The following is a 16358-nucleotide window of genomic DNA, read 5'->3' as shown; positions in this document are numbered from 1 at the left end:
TATATACCCGCTTATGATCGAAAAAACCGGCATCATGCCAGTTCATCCAACAGCTTCAATAAGGTTTCGCGCTTCTCGGCACCCAGGCGATCGATCAAACGTTGCTGCGCGGCTTCCCAGGCCGGCAAGGCAGCCTTGAGACGCTCTGCCCCGGCCTCGGTCAGCAGGACGATGCGGTTGCGCATGTCCTCGCCCTCGACCAGCGTCACCAGGCCATCACCCTCCAGCACCCGCAAATTACGCCCCAGGGTACTGCGATCCAGGCCCATGGCCTCGGCCAGGGTCGAAATGCTCGGCTGATCCAGACGCTGCAGATTGCACAGCAAAGAATACTGCGCAACGTTGATCCCGAAGCCATCGAGAGCGCCGTCGTAGTGCCTGCTGACGCCACGGGCGGCGCGACGCAGGTTGATGCATAAACATTGGGAATCGAGCATGGTGCGTGTATATACCCGCGAGTCGGTTAAATCAAGTTACAGAGCTGGAATAACAGTTAAAACAGCGCCAAGCCTACCAGCACTGCAACTTCCAGCAACTCCAGCATCGCACCCGCCGTGTCCCCCGTCGTGCCGCCCAGGCGCCGCAGCATCACCTGGCGCAGCCAGACAAAACCAATAACCGCCAACACCACAACCACCACACCACTCAAACCGACGATCAACACACAGGCTAGTGCGCTGACCGCCAGCACCTGCTTGCCCGCCGAACGCGGAAGATGATCGGACAATGCCTGGCCCAGGCCACCGGCACGCACGTACGGCGTGGTCAGGAACAAGCCGAGCAATGCACTGCGACCGATCAACGGCACAATGATCAATGCCAGTGAATGCGGCTGTTCGATCAGCGCCAGCAGTGCGGTGAATTTGAGCAGCAACACCAGCACCAGCGTCACCACGGCGATCGGCCCGCTGCGCGGGTCTTTCATGATGGTCAACGTGCGCTCACGATCGCCAAAACCACCGAGCCAGGCGTCGGCGCTGTCCGCCAGGCCATCCAGGTGCAGGCCGCCGCTGAGCAGCACCCAAAGGCTCAGCAACAACGCCGCGTGCAGCAACGTCGGCGTGCCGAGCAACAGCCAGTTGACTGCCCACAGAATGGCGCCAAAGAGCAATCCCACCAGCGGATAAAACAGCAGCGACCGCCCCAGATCCCGGGACTCTGGCATGCCGGGCAGGCGAATCGGCAGGCTGCTGAGAAATTGCAGGGCGATCCAGAATGGCAGCATGGTCAGAGCACTTCCTTCAACACGCCCGCAGGCTCCACCGTCAGCGAAAACAGCGCACCATGCCCGACCTCAACGTTGAGCAGTTGTTCCCGCGGCAGCCCGCGCGCTTGTGCCAGCAACAGACGCATCACACCGCCATGACTGATCAGCAGAATGCGCTCATCGGCACAGTTCGCGTGTAAACGCTCCAGCGCGGCCAGCACCCGAGCCGAAAACTCTGCAACCGGCTCCCCCTGAGGCGGCGTGAACGAATAGGGATCGGCCCAGAACAGACCCAGGGCCTGCGCGTCGGTTTCCATCAACGCCGCCGCGCTCTGCCCTTCCCAGGCGCCGAAATGCAACTCTTGCAGGTTCTTGTCCAACTGCACCGGCACACCCAGTTGCGCAGCGAGTTCCTCGGCAAACAGCGCACAACGCTGCAACGGCGAACTGACCAGCCGATCCCACGGCCCTTGCCCGATCACGGCGGCGCGCATCTGCGCCCAGCCCGTGTCGGTCAACGCATCATCGATGCTGCCGCGCAAGCCGCCGCCGAGTTCGGTTTCACCGTGACGCAACAGATCCACGCGCAAGGTCATGCCGGACGATCTGCCACGGCGGCTTCGGCGAAGGTCGCCATCTGCCCGTGCAGGTCGCACGCCAGGCGCAGCAGCGGCACTGCCAACGCCGCGCCACTGCCTTCGCCCAGCCGCAGGCCGAGATCGAGCAAGGGTTGAGCGTCCAGGGTTTCCAGCACATGACGATGCCCCGGCTCGGCGCCGCGATGGCCGAACAACAACCACTGACGGCAATCAGGATTCAAACGCACAGCAACCAGCGCCGCGACACTGCAAATGAAGCCATCCACCAACACCGCGACACCGTCCTGGGCACAGGCGAGATAGGCACCGACCAGCGCGGCGATCTCAAAACCGCCGAGGTTGAACAGGGTCTGCAAGGCATCGCCACGCTGCGCGCCATGCATTGCCAGGGCGCGCCCGATGACCTGGGCCTTGTGGCTGACACCTTCAGCATTGAGCCCGGTACCAGGCCCGGTCAAATGCACCACCGGGCAATCGAGCAGCGCGCACGCCAGGGCGCTGGCGGCGGTGGTGTTACCGATGCCCATCTCGCCACCGATAAACAACTGCGCACCGCTGGCGATTGCCCGCTGCACGCTGTCACGGCCGGCCTGCAAGGCGAGTTGCCCCTGGGCCTGGGTCATGGCCGGTCCCTGTACAAAATTTGCCGTGCCCGGGCCGACGTTCAGGTGGCGCACCCCCGGCAGGTCCAGCGACGGCGTGACCGTGCCAAGGTCAACCACCTCGAGGGAAGCGCCCAGTTGCCGCGCCAATACGCTGATCGCCGCACCACCGCTGACGAAATTGAGCAGCATCTGCCCGGTCACTTCCTGGGGAAACGCCGACACGCCCTCGGCGACGACGCCGTGGTCACCGGCAAAAATCGCGATCCAAACCTGCTCCAGGCTCGGTTTGACCCGCCCTTGCAAACCCGCCAACTGCACCGCCAACGCTTCCAGCTGGCCGAGGGAGCCGGCCGGCTTGGTCAGTTGCTGTTGCCGCGCCCGGGCCTGTTCGACTACTTGGGTATCGACCGGCTTGCACGGGTTCAGCCACCAGGATTGAGTCATAACGCAGTTCCTTTCAAAGTCAGGGGCAGGCCGGCGACGGTCAGGACGACACGCTGACAACGCTCAGCCAGAGCTTGATGCAGCCAACCGGCTTCATCGACATAGCGGCGAGTCAATTCGCCCAGCGGCACGACACCCATTCCGGTCTCGTTGCTGACAAAAATGATTTCACCCGGCAGCGATGCCAGGCAGTCCAGCAAGGCATCACGCTCGGCTTTCAAGCGCTCGGCATCGTCGAGCATCAGCAGATTGGTCAGCCACAGGGTCAGGCAATCCACCAGCAGACAGTGGTCGACACGGGAGTTTTCACGCAGTACGCGGGCCAGTTCCAGTGGTTCTTCGATCAGTGCCCATTCAGCAGGGCGACGGGCGCGGTGATGAGCGACCCGCTCGTTCATTTCTCCGTCCAGTGGCTGGCTGGTGGCGATATAGGTCACGGCCAGGGCGCTGTCGAGGGCGAGTTTTTCAGCCAGGCGACTCTTGCCGGAGCGGGCGCCGCCGAGGATCAGTTGGAGCATGGTTACATCCTTTCAAATGGGCGGTGTGGCCACTTCAGTCTTCGCGAGCAAGTCGGATCGCCGCACCGCCGCTCCCACAGTTGACCGCGTTCTAATGTGGGAGCGGGCTTGCTCGCGAAGAGGCCAGAGCTTTCACCTCAGATTCCACAGAGCTGCCGCAACAGCCCGGTATCCAGATGCTTCTCCACCAGATCCGCCAGCCGCTCGATATCGCGCTCGCGCAACGCGTGGTAATCCACTTCCTGCACTTCCTGCAACCCGGCCCAGCGCAGCAGTGCACTGCATGCCGCCGGCGATTCGAACAGCCCGTGCAGGTAGGTGCCGAAAATCTGTCCGTCAGCACTTTGCGCACCATCACAGCGGCCGTCATCCAACTGCACGGCAGCGTTTTCCAGAGCAGGTCCGGTGGTCACGCCGGCATGAATTTCATAACCCGCCACCGGCGCGTCTTCCAGCGCCAGGCGACCACGCACATTGCGCAACTGCTTCTCTTGTTCGAGCCGGGTCTGGAATGCCAACAGTCCCAAACCAGCACTGGAACCCGGCGCACCTTCCAGCCCCAGCGGATCATGCACCTGCTCACCGAGCATCTGCAGGCCGCCACAGATCCCCAGCAGTTTCCCGCCGTAACGCAGATGCCGGGCGATGGCGGCGTCCCAACCGTTGGCTCGCAGGTACGCGAGGTCGCTGCGCACACTTTTCGAGCCGGGAAGAATGATCAGGTCGGCGGGAGGAATCGCCTGGCCGGGGCCGATGAATTGCAGGTCCACTTGCGGATGCAGGCGCAGCGGATCGAAATCGGTGTGATTGCTGATGCGCGGCAGCACCGGTACCACCACCTTCAGCACCTGCTCGGCTTTATCGGCCTGGCGTTGATCGATGCCATCCTCGGCCTCCAGGTGCAGATCCATCACGTACGGCAACACGCCGACCACCGGTTTGCCGGTGCGCTCTTCGAGCCAGTCGAGACCGGGTTGCAGCAACGCGATGTCGCCTCGGAAACGATTGATGACGAAGCCTTTGACCCGCGCCTGTTCGCTCGGTGACAGCAATTCGAGGGTGCCTACCAGGTGGGCGAAAACCCCGCCGCGATTGATATCGGCGATCAGCAGCACCGGGCAATCCACCGCTTCGGCAAAACCCATGTTGGCAATATCGCCGGCCCGCAGATTGATTTCCGCAGGCGAGCCCGCGCCCTCGACCATCACCAGCGGATACGCCGCGCTCAAGCGCTCGTGGGAGGCCAGCACCGCTTGCATGGCGATGGTTTTGTAGTCGTGATAGGCGACGGCATTCATGGTCGTGACGGCACGGCCATGGATGATCACTTGAGCACCGGTGTCACTGTTGGGCTTGAGCAACACCGGGTTCATGTCGGTGTGCGGTTCAAGGTTCGCGGCCTGGGCCTGGACCGCCTGGGCCCGGCCGATCTCGCCACCGTCGGCGGTCACCGCACTGTTGAGGGCCATGTTCTGCGGCTTGAACGGCACCACCCTGACGCCCTGGCGCGTGGCCCAACGGCACAGCGCGGTCACCAGCGTGCTTTTACCGGCATCCGATGTGGTGCCCTGCACCATCAGCGTGGTCATTGGTTTTCCTTGGCAAAATCGTCGAACGCCTGCGCCAGTCGTACCCAGGCGATCTCGTCACCGGGCAAGCCGAATCGCAGGCTGCTGTTGTGCGTGAACAACCGCAGGAGAATGCCGCGCCGGGCCATGAACTCATGCAGTGCTTCGGCGCGCTCGGTGATCAGCCACTGGAACAGCGCGCAACCACCCTGGGGCTCCAAGTCGTGTTGCGCCAGCAACGACGCAAGGCGCTCGCTGGCCTCTTCGGTGCGCAGCCGTTGCGCCGTTTGCGCCTCGGTATCGCGCAGGCAGGCCTGGCCCACGACCCGGGTTGCCCCGCTCACGGCCCAGGGTCCCACTTGTTCTGCCAGCAACTTGAGCAACTTGCGCTCGGCCAGCACAAACCCCAGGCGCACACCGGCCAGGCCGAAAAACTTGCCAAAGGAACGCAAGACAACCAGCCCGACTTGATGGGCAAACGGCGCCAGGCTCAGTTGCGGCGTGTTATCCATGAACGCTTCGTCCACCACCAGCCAGCCACCGCGCTGGGCCAGTCGCGTGTGCCAGTCGAGCAGGCGACTGGGGGTGAGGCTCAGGCCCGTGGGGTTATTCGGATTGACCACCACCAGCACGTCGAAACTGTCGATAAAGAAGTCGACTTCCTGCTCCAGCACTTCACGCACGATGTAGCCGTTGCGACGCCACGCTTCGGCGTGCTCGGCGTAACACGGCGACAACACGCCGACCTTGCCCGCCCGACGCAAGCGCGGCAGCAGTTGAATCGCCATTTGCGAGCCGGCCACCGGCAATGCCTGCAAGGTGCCGTAGTAATCACAGGCGGCCTGCTCCAGGCCATCGTCCGCCTCCGGCAAACGGGCCCAGGCTCGCAGCGGAATATCCGGCACCGGGAACGACCAGGGCGCAAGGCCCGTGGACAGGTCCAGCCAGTCGGCTTCATCTATGCCGTATTCGAGCGCCGCCTTGCGCAGTCGCCCACCGTGCTCAAGCATAAAATTCGGCCCCCAGGCAGAGAATCAGCAGCCACAACCATACCCCGCGCTGGACCAATTGCCAGCCCCGGTCGATGGAGTCGGCATCCGCCGGCACACCTTCGCCCAACTGCGGACGCTGATGCAGTTCGCCGTGATAAATCGCCGCCCCACCCAACTCGACGCCAAGAGCACCCGCCCCTGCCGCCATCACCGGGCCGGCGTTCGGGCTGTCCCAGGTCGGGCCCTGGCTGCGCCAGCATTTCAACGCCAGCCGGGTTTTGCCCAGCAGCGCGTAAGTCAGCGCCACCAGGCGCGCAGGAATGTAATTGAGCAGGTCGTCGACCTTCGCCGCCGCCCAGCCGAAGCGTTCGAAGCGCTCATTGCGATAACCCCACATCGCATCCAGCGTATTACTCAGGCGGTAGAGCACCACGCCCGGCGCACCCGCCACGGCAAACCAGAACAACGCCGCGAATACCGCATCGCTACCGTTCTCCAGCACCGACTCGGTAGCGGCACGGGCGACTTCGGTTTCATCCAGATCACTGGTTTTACGGCTGACCAGATAACTCACGCGCTTGCGTGCTTCATCAAGATCACCGCCACGCAGGGCCCTGGCCACAGGCTCGACGTGCTCACCGAGGCTGCGCATGCCGAGGGCGCAATAGAGCGCGAGAATCTCGACGATCCAGCCGACATAAGGCGCCCAGGAAAAGGCCGTGGCCAACAGCGTCAGCGGCACCACGGCGATCACCCACGCGGTGACGCCATGACTGCGCCAGCCGCGACCGCCACCGTTGAAACGTTGCTCGATGCGCTCGGCAAAACGGCCGAACGCCACCAGCGGATGCCAGCGTTTGGGTTCACCCAGCAGCGCATCCAGCGCAACCGCGGCGACGCTCAACAACGCCACACTCATTGACTCACTCCCCAATAATTTTCGTACAGCAATTCATGTAGCGGACGCGCCTGTGCCCAGCCTTCGAGCACCAGCATCGGCGCCGGGTAAAACTCCTTCACCGGTCCCAGGCACAGCACCGCCAGCGGCTTGGCACCAGGAGGCAACCTCAACAGGTCCGCCAGCGCCCGGGGTTCGAACAGCGACACCCAGCCCATGCCCAGCCCTTCGGCGCGGGACGCCAACCACAGGTTCTGGATCGCGCAGGACAACGAAGCCATGTCCATTTCCGGTAGCGTGCGGCGGCCGAAGATATGCTGCTCACGGTCGTCCATCAGTGCGGCGACCAGTACCTCGGCGCAATCGTTGATGCCTTCGACCTTGAGCTTCATGAACTCATCGCTGCGCTCGCCGAGGGCTTCGGCGGTGCGGATGCGCTCTTCTTCCACCAGGGCCTGGATTTGCCCGCGCAAGGCACGATTGCTGATGCGAATGAAACGCCAGGGCTGCATCAGGCCGACACTGGGTGCCTGGTGTGCGGCCTCGAGCAGGTGCCGCAGCAATTCGGGCTCGACGGTGCCGCCGCTGAAGTGGCGCATGTCGCGGCGCTCGGCGATGGCACGATAGACCGCCGCGCGTTCGGCTTCAGAGAATGCGTTGTCGCTCATGGCCTCTTCGCGAGCAAGCCCGCTCCCACATTTGAAGGTGACCGGCCTGAAGAAACGCAATCCCCTGTGGGAGCGGCGGTGCGACGATTCGACTTGCTCGCGAAGGCAGCTTCAAGGTCCGGCGCAAACAACGCGGCAATCGCCGAGGGATTGGACGGAAAATAAAAATGCACATAAGAGGCTGTCATCCGCCCTTCACGGTAGACCGCCTCCGCTCCGCGCCCGCCGTTAGGGCTCAAGCCACGGGCAATCGGCGTCAGTTCAGTGGTGGTCAGCGAATGGTGATAGGTGTGCCCGCGCAGCGAACCCTCCGGCAATTCCACCGCCTGCAACGCCAGCGCCGCCAGACGCTTTTGCATGACCGCATCACCGGCCAGCAAGCCAACCAGTTCGGCGCGAGTGCCCTCGACATCGGTCAGGGAATCGAGCAGGTACAGCATGCCGCCACACTCGGCGAGCAAAGGCTTGCCAGCTCGGTGATGGGCGCGGATCGCGTCGAGCATCGCGGTGTTTTGCGCCAGCGCAACATGGTGCAGTTCCGGGTAACCACCCGGCAGATACAGGCTGTCCGCCTCCGGCAACACTCGGTCGCGGATCGGCGAGAAGAACGACAACTCGGCGCCCATCGCCCGCAGCAGATCCAGGCTCGCGCCGTAGGTGAACGCAAAGGCTTCATCCCGGGCGACGGCAATGCGCACACCAGCGAGCAGCGGTTCGGCCGCAATGACATCAGGAGCAGCGAACTCGACCGCCGGCGGCAGCGCGACCTCGCAACTGCTGGCCAGGGCATCGGCGGCCGCATCCAGACGCAGATCAAGATCGTTCAGCTCACTGGCCTGCACCAGCCCCAGGTGCCGGCTCGGCAATTCGATCCCGGTTTCCCGGGACAGCGCGCCGTACCAGCGCAAACCTTCAGTCAGGCTACCTTCGAGCAGTTGCGCGTGGCGCAGCGTGCCGACACGATTGGCCAGCACGCCGGCGAACGGCAAGTCCGGCTGATAACGCGCCAGCCCCAGGGCCAATGCGCCAAAGGTCTGGGCCATGGCGGTGCCATCGATCACCCCCAGCACCGGCACACCGAAATGCCGCGCCAGGTCGGCGCTCGACGGCGTACCGTCGAACAGCCCCATGACGCCTTCGATCAGGATCAGGTCGGCTTCAGCGGCGGCTTCCCACAGCAACCGGCGACTCTCCTGCTCGCCGACCATCCACATGTCCAGCTGATACACCGGCGCACCGCTGGCGCGTTCGAGGATCATCGGATCGAGAAAGTCGGGGCCGCACTTGAACACACGGACCTTGCGCCCCTGATTGCGATGCAATCGGGCCAGTGCCGCGGTGACGGTGGTCTTGCCCTGGCCAGAGGCCGGCGCGGCAATCAGTACTGCCGGACAGTGTCGAGGCTGACTCACAACTCGACGCCTTTCTGCGCTTTGATCCCGGCCTGAAAGGCGTGCTTGATCACGCCCATTTCGGTGACGGTGTCGGCCATTTCGATCATTTCCGGCTTCGCGGCGCGACCGGTGACCACCACGTGTTGCATCGGTGGTCGGGCCTGCAAATCACTGAGCACTTGATCGAGATCGAGGTAGCCGTGCTTGAGGGCGATGTTCAGCTCATCGAGCACCACCAGGCCGATGGACGGATCGCGCAGCAATTGCTGCGACACCGACCAGGCGGCTTCGGCGGCGGCGATGTCGCGCTGGCGATCCTGGGTTTCCCAGGTAAAGCCTTCGCCCATCACATGAAAGCGCACCTGCTCGGGAAAGCGCCGGAAGAACAACTCTTCGCCCGTGCTGTTGCGGCCCTTGATGAATTGCACCACGCCGCATTGCATGCCGTGCCCCATGGCGCGGGCAAGCATGCCGAAAGCCGAACTGCTCTTGCCCTTGCCGTTGCCGGTCAGCACCAGCAGCAGGCCACACTCGTTCGGGGAATTGGCGATGCGCTCGTCGATCACGGCTTTTTTGCGCTGCATGCGCGCCAGGTGGCGTTCGTCACGATCGGGGGTATCAGTCATGGGGGAGCTCTCCGTTGAGGCAGGAATAACGGCGGGCAGGCACAAGAATAGAAGGCAACAAAGCCTGGCATCGCCCACCGTGATGCCGCTGGATGAATCAGGCCGGTCTCCGGGCTCATGAGTGGCGCGGGGCCGGACTGTGCGCCTTCCCGCATCGATTCGACACAGTGGCATCACACACAGTTTTCACTCATTTACCGTTGCGGGGGCAGCGCCGGAATTGCGGGCCTTCGACCAACAGAAGGACCCACTCACCGGCTTCCCTGTTTCACTCTGTCGACCCAAGCCACAGAGCACCTGAAACAAGCCGCGAAGGTTAGAGGGTTGGGGGTGGAGCGTCAATTAAAGCCGGGAGGCCATCGGCCGAATAACTGCCATCAATCAATAAACTGACGTCAATCTTGTGCCACGCTCCCAGCAGTGATATCAAAGAGCCACAATCTCACAACACAACAACAAGGGTGAGCCCATGCAAGGCATGATCATCAGTAATCCAAAGCTGGAATTCCTGCGTCCGGTGCTCGAACACTGGTTCGAATGCATCGACCGTTACAACGCCGTCCGCGGCGATGGCGACACACCGTACTGGCACGACGAAAAGGCCAATCTCGGACTGCTGTCCGCCGCCGCCTGGATGGCCGAGATGGTCACGCTGCAACAGACGCCCACCCGCAAGCAGACAGAAGAAGGCGAACGCAACAGCCGCGCCGACCTGCTCCTGGCCTCCTCCGAAACCCGCGCCTACATCCAGACCAGCCAGCGCTGGCCACGGGTCAACAGCCTCAACCTGTCCCAGGCCCTGCTCGATATCGCCAGCGATGCGAAGCGCCTGAGCCACGCCAGCGACCTGAAACTCGGCTGCCTGTTCGTCGCCCCGCAAAAAGCCCAGCAGGGCGCCACGCCGGAAGAACTCCAGGACATGGTCGACGACCTGCAAAAGGAACACAGCTGCGCTGTCGCCTGGTATTTCCCTTATGCCTATCGCAAGTTGCGCAACGAAGCCGGCAACTATCACCCCGGCATTGCGGTGCTGTTCAAGGAGGCTCGCGGCTGAGGGTTGAACCATCGCACAACAATGCTTCTCTATGATTAGAACAAGGCATTCATAGGGAAGACCAGCATGCGCACGCCCCCGCTCGCTCTCGTTATCGCGCTCTGCGGAGGGCTCGCCGCTTGTGGCGAGACCTCCCGCCTGCAAGTCTCCGATGGCACCGGCCCATCACCCCGACTACCAGAACCCAACAAGACACTGGTTCCGACCGTGAACATCGCCCCGGCCATCGGCTGGCCACAGGGTGCGAAACCCATCGCCGCCACGGGCACGCAAGTGACCGCTTTTGCCGAGGACCTGGATCACCCCCGCTGGCTTTATGTGCTGCCCAATGGCGATGTGCTGGTGGCGGAAACCAATGCACCACCCAAACCCGAAGACGGCAAAGGCATTCGCGGCTGGGTCATGAAGAAAGTCATGGGCCGCGCCGGGGCCAGGGTGCCCAGCGCCAACCGCATCACCTTGCTGCGCGACAAGGACCACGATGGCGTCGCGGAAACCCGCACGGTGTTTCTGCAGAACCTCAACTCGCCCTTCGGCATGACCCTGGTCGGTAATGACCTGTATGTGGCCGACACTGATCGCCTGCTGCGCTTTCACTATGAAAATGGCGATACGCAGATCAAGTCGCCGCCGATCAAGGTGGTCGACCTGCCGGGTGGCCCGCTGAACCACCACTGGACGAAAAACGTCATCGCCAGCATGGATGGCAGCAAGTTGTACGTCACCGTGGGCTCCAACAGCAACGTCGCCGAAAACGGTATGGACAAGGAAGAAGGTCGCGCGGCGATCTGGGAAGTGGATCGCGCCACCGGCCAGCAGCGGATCTTCGCCTCCGGTCTGCGCAACCCCAACGGCATGGCCTGGGAACCGCTCAGTGGCGCGCTGTGGACCGCGGTCAACGAACGGGATGAAATCGGCAGCGACCTGGTTCCGGACTACATCACTTCGGTGAAAGACGGCGCATTCTATGGCTGGCCGTACAGCTACTACGGCCAGCATGTCGATATTCGCGTTGAGCCGCAAAACCCCGACCTGGTGGCCAAGGCGATCGCCCCGGACTACGCCGTCGGCCCGCACACGGCATCACTGGGCCTGACCTTCGCCGAAAACAGCAAGCTGCCACCGCCCTTCACCCAAGGGGCATTCATCGGGCAGCACGGCTCATGGAACCGCAACCCCCACAGCGGCTACAAAGTGATTTTCGTGCCGTTCAGCGCTGGCAAACCTGCCGGAAAGCCCGTTGAAGTGCTCACAGGTTTTCTCAACGACAAGGACCAAGCCATGGGCCGCCCGGTGGGCGTGGTGATCGACCGACAGGGTGACCTGTTGGTGGCTGACGATGTGGGGAACAAGGTGTGGCGGGTTTCGGCTGCCAGGTAACACCATCCCGGATGAACTCAGAACCTGTGGGAGCGAGCTTGTCTCCGGGCGGCGATCCGACGATGAGGCCGGCACATTCAACTTTGATGTTGCCTGACCCACCGCCATCGCGAGCAAGCTCGCTCCCACATTGGATTGGAGTCAGTGCTTACCTTTTGCGGCAAAGGGTCAAACCATCACCAATCGGCAACAACGACAGATCCACCCGCGCATCTTCCTTCAACGCCCGGTTGAGCGCCTGGATCGCCCGGGTGTCCGCGCTCTCGGGATTGGCCTCAAGCACGCGCCCGCTCCACAGGGTGTTATCGAACACCACCAGCCCGCCAGCTCGTAGCAATCCCAGGGCGTGTTCCAGATAAGCCGGATAGTTGGCCTTGTCGGCATCGATGAACACCAGGTCGTACTGCCCGCCCTGCCCTTGCCGCTCAAGTTCGGTGAGGGTGTCCAGCGCCGGGGCCAGTCGCAGGTCAATCCGTTCGGCTAGCCCCGCTTCCTGCCAATAGCGCCGTGCAATGGCGTTGTAGTTGCCAGGGATGTCACAGCAAATCAGCGAACCGTCAGCAGGCAATGCCGCCGCCATGCACAGTGCGCTGTAGCCGGTAAAAGTGCCGACTTCGAGCAAGCGCCTGGCCCCCGTCAGCTTTACCAGCAAAGCTAGAAACTGCCCCTGCTCGGGTGCCACCTGCCAGCGTGCCATCGGCAGCGCCTGGGTCTCATCGCGCAAGCGCTTGAGCAGCGGCGTTTCGCGCAGGGAAACATCGAGCAGGTATTGGTACAGATCGTCGTCGAGATTGAGCGTGCGAGCAGTCATGACCACCAGCTCCGGAAGTTATGGATTGCGCGCCAAATGTTCAGGCTGCAGCACACGCTTGGCGCTCAGGTAAGCCTTTTGCCAATACGCCTTGGACAGGCTGTCGAGCTTCACGGTGCCACCGGTGGCCGGCGCGTGGACGAAACGCCCTTCTCCCACGTAGATGCCGGCATGACTGACCTGGGAACCGCCATTGGTGGCGAAGAACAGCAGGTCGCCGGTCTGCAAGCCTTCCTTGCCCACATTCGCCGCTTGCATGGAGATCATCTCGCGCGTGGTGCGCGGCAAGGCAATGCCGGCGACATCGCGGTACACGTAAGCGATCAGGCCGCTGCAATCAAACCCGGAATCCGGTGTGTTGCCACCCCAGCGATAAGGCGTGCCCACCAGCCCAAGGGCGCGAAACAGCACGTCTTCCGCTTCGGGCGAAAACGCTTGTGACGAGCCAAATACGATGGGAGCACGAACCACCGGCGCAGGAGGCGGTGTGCGACTGGCGCAGGCACTGAGCAGCGCTGCGAAGAACATGATTGCGAGGCGGGCCGACGTCGTCATAAGCAGAACATCCTGATCTGGCTGCGGCTTTTTCTGCGGAGAGCGCAGAAAAGAAAACCGCCTGCGTTGGACGCAGGCGGTTTGCCATCATTTGTAGATCAAGATTCTAGCGGCTACACGACAAACTTCAAGTAAGACTTTAAGTTCGCCTTACAAATTGTCCGCTTATTTGCGTGCAGTGACGATTGGCGATGCGTTAGGTGCCATTGCCAGGGCGCGCTTGGCTTCGATGAAGGTCTTGCTCCAGTAGCTGTCGCCCAGGCTATCGATACGCACACCACCGCTGCGGCGGCTGCTGGAGTGGATGAACTGGTTGTCGCCCAGGTAGATCCCGGCGTGACTGACGCGACCACGACGACCGTTGGTTGCGAAGAACAGCAGGTCGCCCGGTTCAAGCTTGCTGCGCGAGACCAGCGGAGCGTCCACGTTGATCATTTCGCGGGTGGAGCGTGGCAGGTTCATGCCCGCTTCTTCGCGGAACAGGTAACCGATGAAACCACTGCAATCGAAGCCGGCTTCAGAAGTACCGCCGAAACGGTAACGGGTACCGATCAGGGACATGCCACGTTCGAGGATGCTGTCGGCCAGGACTGGAAGCTGGTAGGACTTGCCGCCAGCGAAGTCTGCGAGTTCTTTTTCGGTAGCCAGCTCTTCCTGAAAGAGAGCGGAAGACTGGGCAGTGGCCGAGTGTTGAACCTGCTGTTGCGGAGCTTGCTGGGCCACTGGAGTGTGGGCCGCGCAACCGAACAACAGGGTGACGAGTGCGAGAGGCACGAGGGGTGCGAAGCGATTTAGCATGGGCACGACCGTGGCTGATAGTTGTAAAGAAGCCGAGACTATGCCCGCTATCAGCCTCATTTGCAAATTCAATCGATCTTTTTGTGACTTATCCGTTTCTCGTTTACATCTAAGCGCTTAAGCCCATTTTAAACATGCACGCGGCCTGCAACCTGGCAGGAAAGCGGGATATCTGGCGCCTGAAAGATGCCTAACCGCCTAAAAGCTCCGGTTTCAGCGGGTTTACCAACCGAGGGTTTCTTTCAAAAACGGGATTGTCAGCTTGCGCTGAGCCTGGAGGGAGGCCTGGTCGAGACGCTCGAGCAGCTCGAACAGCGCACTCATGCTGCGGGTACCGCGAGTCAGAATGAAATGCCCGACTTCATCGGTCAGATGCAGGCCACGACGGGATGCGCGCAATTGCAGGGCACGCAGTTTGTCCTCATCGGACAGCGGACGCATCTGGAAGATCAAGGCCAGGGTCAGGCGGGATTTGAGATCCGCCAGCTTCACCGGCAGCTCACGCGGGGATGTCGATGCGGCAATCAGCAAGCGTCGACCGCTGTCACGCAAGCGATTGAACAGATGGAACAGCGCCTCTTCCCAGTCCGCTCGCCCGGCAACCACTTGCAAATCATCCAGGCAGACCAGTTCGTACTGTTCCAGGTTGTCGAGGATTTCGATGCCGCGATCGAGCAACTCGGCCAACGGCAGGTACACCGCCGGCTCGCCCAATTGCTCGAAGCGCAGGCAAGCGGCCTGCAACAGGTGCGTACGCCCTACCCCGTCCTTGCCCCAAAGATAGATCAGGCTTTCGGTCCAGCCGGCGTCGGCTTCGCACAGCCGCTCGACATAGCCGAGTGCAGCGGCATTGGCGCCTGGGTAGTAGTTGATAAAGGTGGCGTCGTCACGCAGACGCACACCTAGGGGCAGCTGAATCGGTTTCATGCTGACTGAACAGTTCCAAAGGAACCGTTAGTGGCCTCTATGTAAAGTTTGCGAAGTTTATACCCGTGAAGCGGGTCGCACAATGCGACAGACCACAAGCAAAATCAAAGGTTTGCGTTAATGCACCGGTTTTGTGACAGATTCTTTGGCGGTGCATGTGACAGTCGGGCGAAGCCAGCAGACTGATCCGGTACGAACCCGGGCAGCCCGCCATCGCCTATTGCCCCCCCTTAAACCTGCGGCTCGTCGCCTCTTCTATAGATCTCAGAATCCTTATACAAATCATTCACATGGCGCACCAGCACCATGATCACCGCGGCGACCGGCAATGCCAGTAGCACACCGGTAAAGCCAAACAGTTCACCACCGGCCAGGATCGAGAAAATCACCGCCACCGGGTGCAGGCCAATCCGGTCACCGACCAGCAAAGGGGTCAGCACCATGCCCTCCAGCGCCTGACCGACCATGAACACCGCGACAATGCCGAGCATGGGGTAAAGATCACCACCGAACTGGAACAACCCAGCAAGCAGCGCCGCGCCAATGCCGATGATAAACCCCATGTACGGCACGATCGCCGCCAGGCCGGCAATCAGGCCGATCAGCAGGCCCAGCTCCAACCCGACCAGCATCAGGCCGGCTGCGTAGATCACACCCAGGGCCACCATCACCAGCAACTGCCCGCGCACGAACGCTCCGAGCACTTCATGGCATTCACCCGCCAGCGACACCGCGCGCGCCTCACGATCACGGGGCAACAGGCTGCGGACCTTGGCCATCATCAGGTCCCAATCGCGCAGCAGGTAGAAGCTCACCACCGGAATCAGCACCAGGTTCGCCAGCCAGCCAATCAACGCCAGCCCCGAGGCCGTGGCATGGCTCAACACTACGCCGACAACATCAGTGGTCTGACTCATATGCTCGCTGATGGCGGCCTTGAGCTTGTCAAACTTCCAGAAACCGTCCGACAGGCCGAACTTCGATTGCGCCCAGGGCAACGCCGTGTGCTGCAGCCAGTCGAGCATCTGCGGAGCCAGTTCATATAAACGAAACAACTGCCTGGCGAGCAACGGCACCAACACCAACAACAGCGCGGTGAAGATCAAGGTAAACAGGGTAAATACCGCCACGACACCCCAGGTTCGGGACAGGCCTGCCTTCTCCAGCCGATCCACCAGCGGGTCGAACAGGTAGGCCAACAGCAGCGCCACCAGGAACGGCGTGAGGATCGGATGCAACAACCAGACAAACACACACAGCAGGACCACCCCACCGAGCCAGAACCAACGCCGCGTATCGGCCATGAACCACTCC

General features: G+C 62.2%; 18 protein-coding genes and 1 riboswitch. Of the genes, 2 read left to right on the top strand and 16 right to left on the bottom strand.

Features of this window, described 5'->3' with window-relative positions:
• Positions 1–32: 32 nt before the first annotated feature.
• The 11 genes from ASD95_RS11295 to cobO all read right to left on the bottom strand — a co-directional run bounded on the left by ASD95_RS11295 (position 33) and on the right by cobO (position 9519).
• A complete protein-coding gene (locus ASD95_RS11295; protein WP_046037619.1) occupies positions 33–437 on the bottom strand; it encodes a MarR family winged helix-turn-helix transcriptional regulator in 405 nt (134 codons plus the stop codon).
• A 56-nt stretch (positions 438–493) separates the two neighbouring features.
• Positions 494–1225 carry an adenosylcobinamide-GDP ribazoletransferase gene (locus ASD95_RS11290; protein WP_056721734.1) on the bottom strand — a complete coding sequence of 244 codons (732 nt, stop codon included), beginning with the start codon at positions 1223–1225 and terminating at the stop codon, positions 494–496.
• 2 nt (positions 1226–1227) lie between these two features.
• On the bottom strand, positions 1228–1803 hold the full coding sequence (cobC, locus tag ASD95_RS11285; RefSeq protein ID WP_056721732.1) for an alpha-ribazole phosphatase family protein: 576 nt from the start codon (positions 1801–1803) through the stop codon (positions 1228–1230).
• On the bottom strand, positions 1800–2855 hold the full coding sequence (gene cobT, locus ASD95_RS11280; RefSeq protein ID WP_056721730.1) for a nicotinate-nucleotide--dimethylbenzimidazole phosphoribosyltransferase: 1056 nt from the start codon (positions 2853–2855) through the stop codon (positions 1800–1802). The genes cobC and cobT overlap by 4 nt, the downstream gene beginning before the upstream one ends.
• Positions 2852–3373 carry a bifunctional adenosylcobinamide kinase/adenosylcobinamide-phosphate guanylyltransferase gene (gene cobU, locus ASD95_RS11275; protein ID WP_056721728.1) on the bottom strand — a complete coding sequence of 174 codons (522 nt, stop codon included), beginning with the start codon at positions 3371–3373 and terminating at the stop codon, positions 2852–2854. Before cobU ends, cobT begins: the two co-directional genes overlap by 4 nt.
• Positions 3374–3510: 137 nt before the next feature.
• Positions 3511–4962, bottom strand: a complete 1452-nt coding sequence (locus ASD95_RS11270; RefSeq protein WP_056721726.1) for a cobyric acid synthase — start codon at positions 4960–4962, stop codon at positions 3511–3513.
• Positions 4959–5951: a threonine-phosphate decarboxylase CobD gene (gene cobD / locus ASD95_RS11265; RefSeq protein WP_056721724.1), complete on the bottom strand. Its 993-nt coding sequence runs from the start codon at positions 5949–5951 to the stop codon at positions 4959–4961. Before cobD ends, ASD95_RS11270 begins: the two co-directional genes overlap by 4 nt.
• Complete coding sequence (gene cbiB / locus ASD95_RS11260) at positions 5944–6852, bottom strand: adenosylcobinamide-phosphate synthase CbiB (protein WP_056721722.1); 909 nt, start codon at positions 6850–6852, stop codon at positions 5944–5946. Before cbiB ends, cobD begins: the two co-directional genes overlap by 8 nt.
• The gene (gene bluB / locus ASD95_RS11255; protein WP_056721721.1) at positions 6849–7499 is read right to left on the bottom strand and encodes a 5,6-dimethylbenzimidazole synthase; all 651 of its coding nucleotides are present in this window, start codon (positions 7497–7499) and stop codon (positions 6849–6851) included. Before bluB ends, cbiB begins: the two co-directional genes overlap by 4 nt.
• Positions 7496–8911, bottom strand: a complete 1416-nt coding sequence (locus ASD95_RS11250) for a cobyrinate a,c-diamide synthase (protein ID WP_056721719.1) — start codon at positions 8909–8911, stop codon at positions 7496–7498. The genes bluB and ASD95_RS11250 overlap by 4 nt, the downstream gene beginning before the upstream one ends.
• Positions 8908–9519: a cob(I)yrinic acid a,c-diamide adenosyltransferase gene (cobO, locus tag ASD95_RS11245; protein WP_056721717.1), complete on the bottom strand. Its 612-nt coding sequence runs from the start codon at positions 9517–9519 to the stop codon at positions 8908–8910. The genes ASD95_RS11250 and cobO overlap by 4 nt, the downstream gene beginning before the upstream one ends.
• A gap of 83 nt (positions 9520–9602) precedes the next feature.
• Positions 9603–9835, bottom strand: a riboswitch (cobalamin riboswitch).
• Positions 9836–9988: 153 nt separating this feature from the next.
• Here cobO and ASD95_RS11240 point away from each other — a divergent pair.
• A complete protein-coding gene (locus ASD95_RS11240; RefSeq protein WP_056721715.1) occupies positions 9989–10573 on the top strand; it encodes a hypothetical protein in 585 nt (194 codons plus the stop codon).
• Positions 10574–10639: 66 nt separating this feature from the next.
• Complete coding sequence (locus ASD95_RS11235; protein ID WP_056721714.1) at positions 10640–11953, top strand: PQQ-dependent sugar dehydrogenase; 1314 nt, start codon at positions 10640–10642, stop codon at positions 11951–11953.
• 148 nt (positions 11954–12101) lie between these two features.
• On the opposite strand, the gene ASD95_RS11230 is transcribed toward ASD95_RS11235, so the two are convergent.
• The 5 genes from ASD95_RS11230 to ASD95_RS11210 all read right to left on the bottom strand — a co-directional run bounded on the left by ASD95_RS11230 (position 12102) and on the right by ASD95_RS11210 (position 16348).
• Positions 12102–12764 carry a class I SAM-dependent methyltransferase gene (locus ASD95_RS11230; RefSeq protein ID WP_056721712.1) on the bottom strand — a complete coding sequence of 221 codons (663 nt, stop codon included), beginning with the start codon at positions 12762–12764 and terminating at the stop codon, positions 12102–12104.
• An 18-nt stretch (positions 12765–12782) separates the two neighbouring features.
• A complete protein-coding gene (locus ASD95_RS11225; protein WP_008049713.1) occupies positions 12783–13319 on the bottom strand; it encodes a C40 family peptidase in 537 nt (178 codons plus the stop codon).
• A 165-nt stretch (positions 13320–13484) separates the two neighbouring features.
• Entirely contained in the window at positions 13485–14117 is a 633-nt protein-coding gene (locus ASD95_RS11220; RefSeq protein ID WP_056721709.1) for a C40 family peptidase, read from the bottom strand.
• Positions 14118–14339: 222 nt separating this feature from the next.
• The gene (hda, locus tag ASD95_RS11215) at positions 14340–15044 is read right to left on the bottom strand and encodes a DnaA regulatory inactivator Hda (protein ID WP_007984552.1); all 705 of its coding nucleotides are present in this window, start codon (positions 15042–15044) and stop codon (positions 14340–14342) included.
• A 230-nt stretch (positions 15045–15274) separates the two neighbouring features.
• A complete protein-coding gene (locus ASD95_RS11210; RefSeq protein ID WP_056721707.1) occupies positions 15275–16348 on the bottom strand; it encodes an AI-2E family transporter in 1074 nt (357 codons plus the stop codon).
• Positions 16349–16358: the final 10 nt, after the last annotated feature.

The organism is Pseudomonas sp. Root71, from assembly GCF_001429045.1.
Classification (GTDB): domain Bacteria; phylum Pseudomonadota; class Gammaproteobacteria; order Pseudomonadales; family Pseudomonadaceae; genus Aquipseudomonas; species Aquipseudomonas monachiensis.
Note: the sequence above shows the minus strand (reverse complement) of the source record. Positions and strands in the feature narration are given on the sequence as shown.

What these genes read in the sequence shown, in the direction of transcription:
- cobC (WP_056721732.1), bottom strand. Translation starts at nt 1,803, where the DNA reads ATGACCTTGCGCGTGGATCTGTTGCGTCACGGTGAAACCGAACTCGGC.
- cobU (WP_056721728.1), bottom strand. Translation starts at nt 3,373, where the DNA reads ATGCTCCAACTGATCCTCGGCGGCGCCCGCTCCGGCAAGAGTCGCCTG.
- cbiB (WP_056721722.1), bottom strand. Translation starts at nt 6,852, where the DNA reads ATGAGTGTGGCGTTGTTGAGCGTCGCCGCGGTTGCGCTGGATGCGCTG.
- ASD95_RS11220 (WP_056721709.1), bottom strand. Translation starts at nt 14,117, where the DNA reads ATGCTAAATCGCTTCGCACCCCTCGTGCCTCTCGCACTCGTCACCCTG.
- cobT (WP_056721730.1), bottom strand. Translation starts at nt 2,855, where the DNA reads ATGACTCAATCCTGGTGGCTGAACCCGTGCAAGCCGGTCGATACCCAA.
- bluB (WP_056721721.1), bottom strand. Translation starts at nt 7,499, where the DNA reads ATGAGCGACAACGCATTCTCTGAAGCCGAACGCGCGGCGGTCTATCGT.
- ASD95_RS11290 (WP_056721734.1), bottom strand. Translation starts at nt 1,225, where the DNA reads ATGCTGCCATTCTGGATCGCCCTGCAATTTCTCAGCAGCCTGCCGATT.
- ASD95_RS11210 (WP_056721707.1), bottom strand. Translation starts at nt 16,348, where the DNA reads ATGGCCGATACGCGGCGTTGGTTCTGGCTCGGTGGGGTGGTCCTGCTG.
- ASD95_RS11225 (WP_008049713.1), bottom strand. Translation starts at nt 13,319, where the DNA reads ATGACGACGTCGGCCCGCCTCGCAATCATGTTCTTCGCAGCGCTGCTC.
- ASD95_RS11235 (WP_056721714.1), top strand. Translation starts at nt 10,640, where the DNA reads ATGCGCACGCCCCCGCTCGCTCTCGTTATCGCGCTCTGCGGAGGGCTC.
- ASD95_RS11230 (WP_056721712.1), bottom strand. Translation starts at nt 12,764, where the DNA reads ATGACTGCTCGCACGCTCAATCTCGACGACGATCTGTACCAATACCTG.
- ASD95_RS11270 (WP_056721726.1), bottom strand. Translation starts at nt 4,962, where the DNA reads ATGACCACGCTGATGGTGCAGGGCACCACATCGGATGCCGGTAAAAGC.
- ASD95_RS11240 (WP_056721715.1), top strand. Translation starts at nt 9,989, where the DNA reads ATGCAAGGCATGATCATCAGTAATCCAAAGCTGGAATTCCTGCGTCCG.
- hda (WP_007984552.1), bottom strand. Translation starts at nt 15,044, where the DNA reads ATGAAACCGATTCAGCTGCCCCTAGGTGTGCGTCTGCGTGACGACGCC.
- cobO (WP_056721717.1), bottom strand. Translation starts at nt 9,519, where the DNA reads ATGACTGATACCCCCGATCGTGACGAACGCCACCTGGCGCGCATGCAG.
- ASD95_RS11295 (WP_046037619.1), bottom strand. Translation starts at nt 437, where the DNA reads ATGCTCGATTCCCAATGTTTATGCATCAACCTGCGTCGCGCCGCCCGT.
- cobD (WP_056721724.1), bottom strand. Translation starts at nt 5,951, where the DNA reads ATGCTTGAGCACGGTGGGCGACTGCGCAAGGCGGCGCTCGAATACGGC.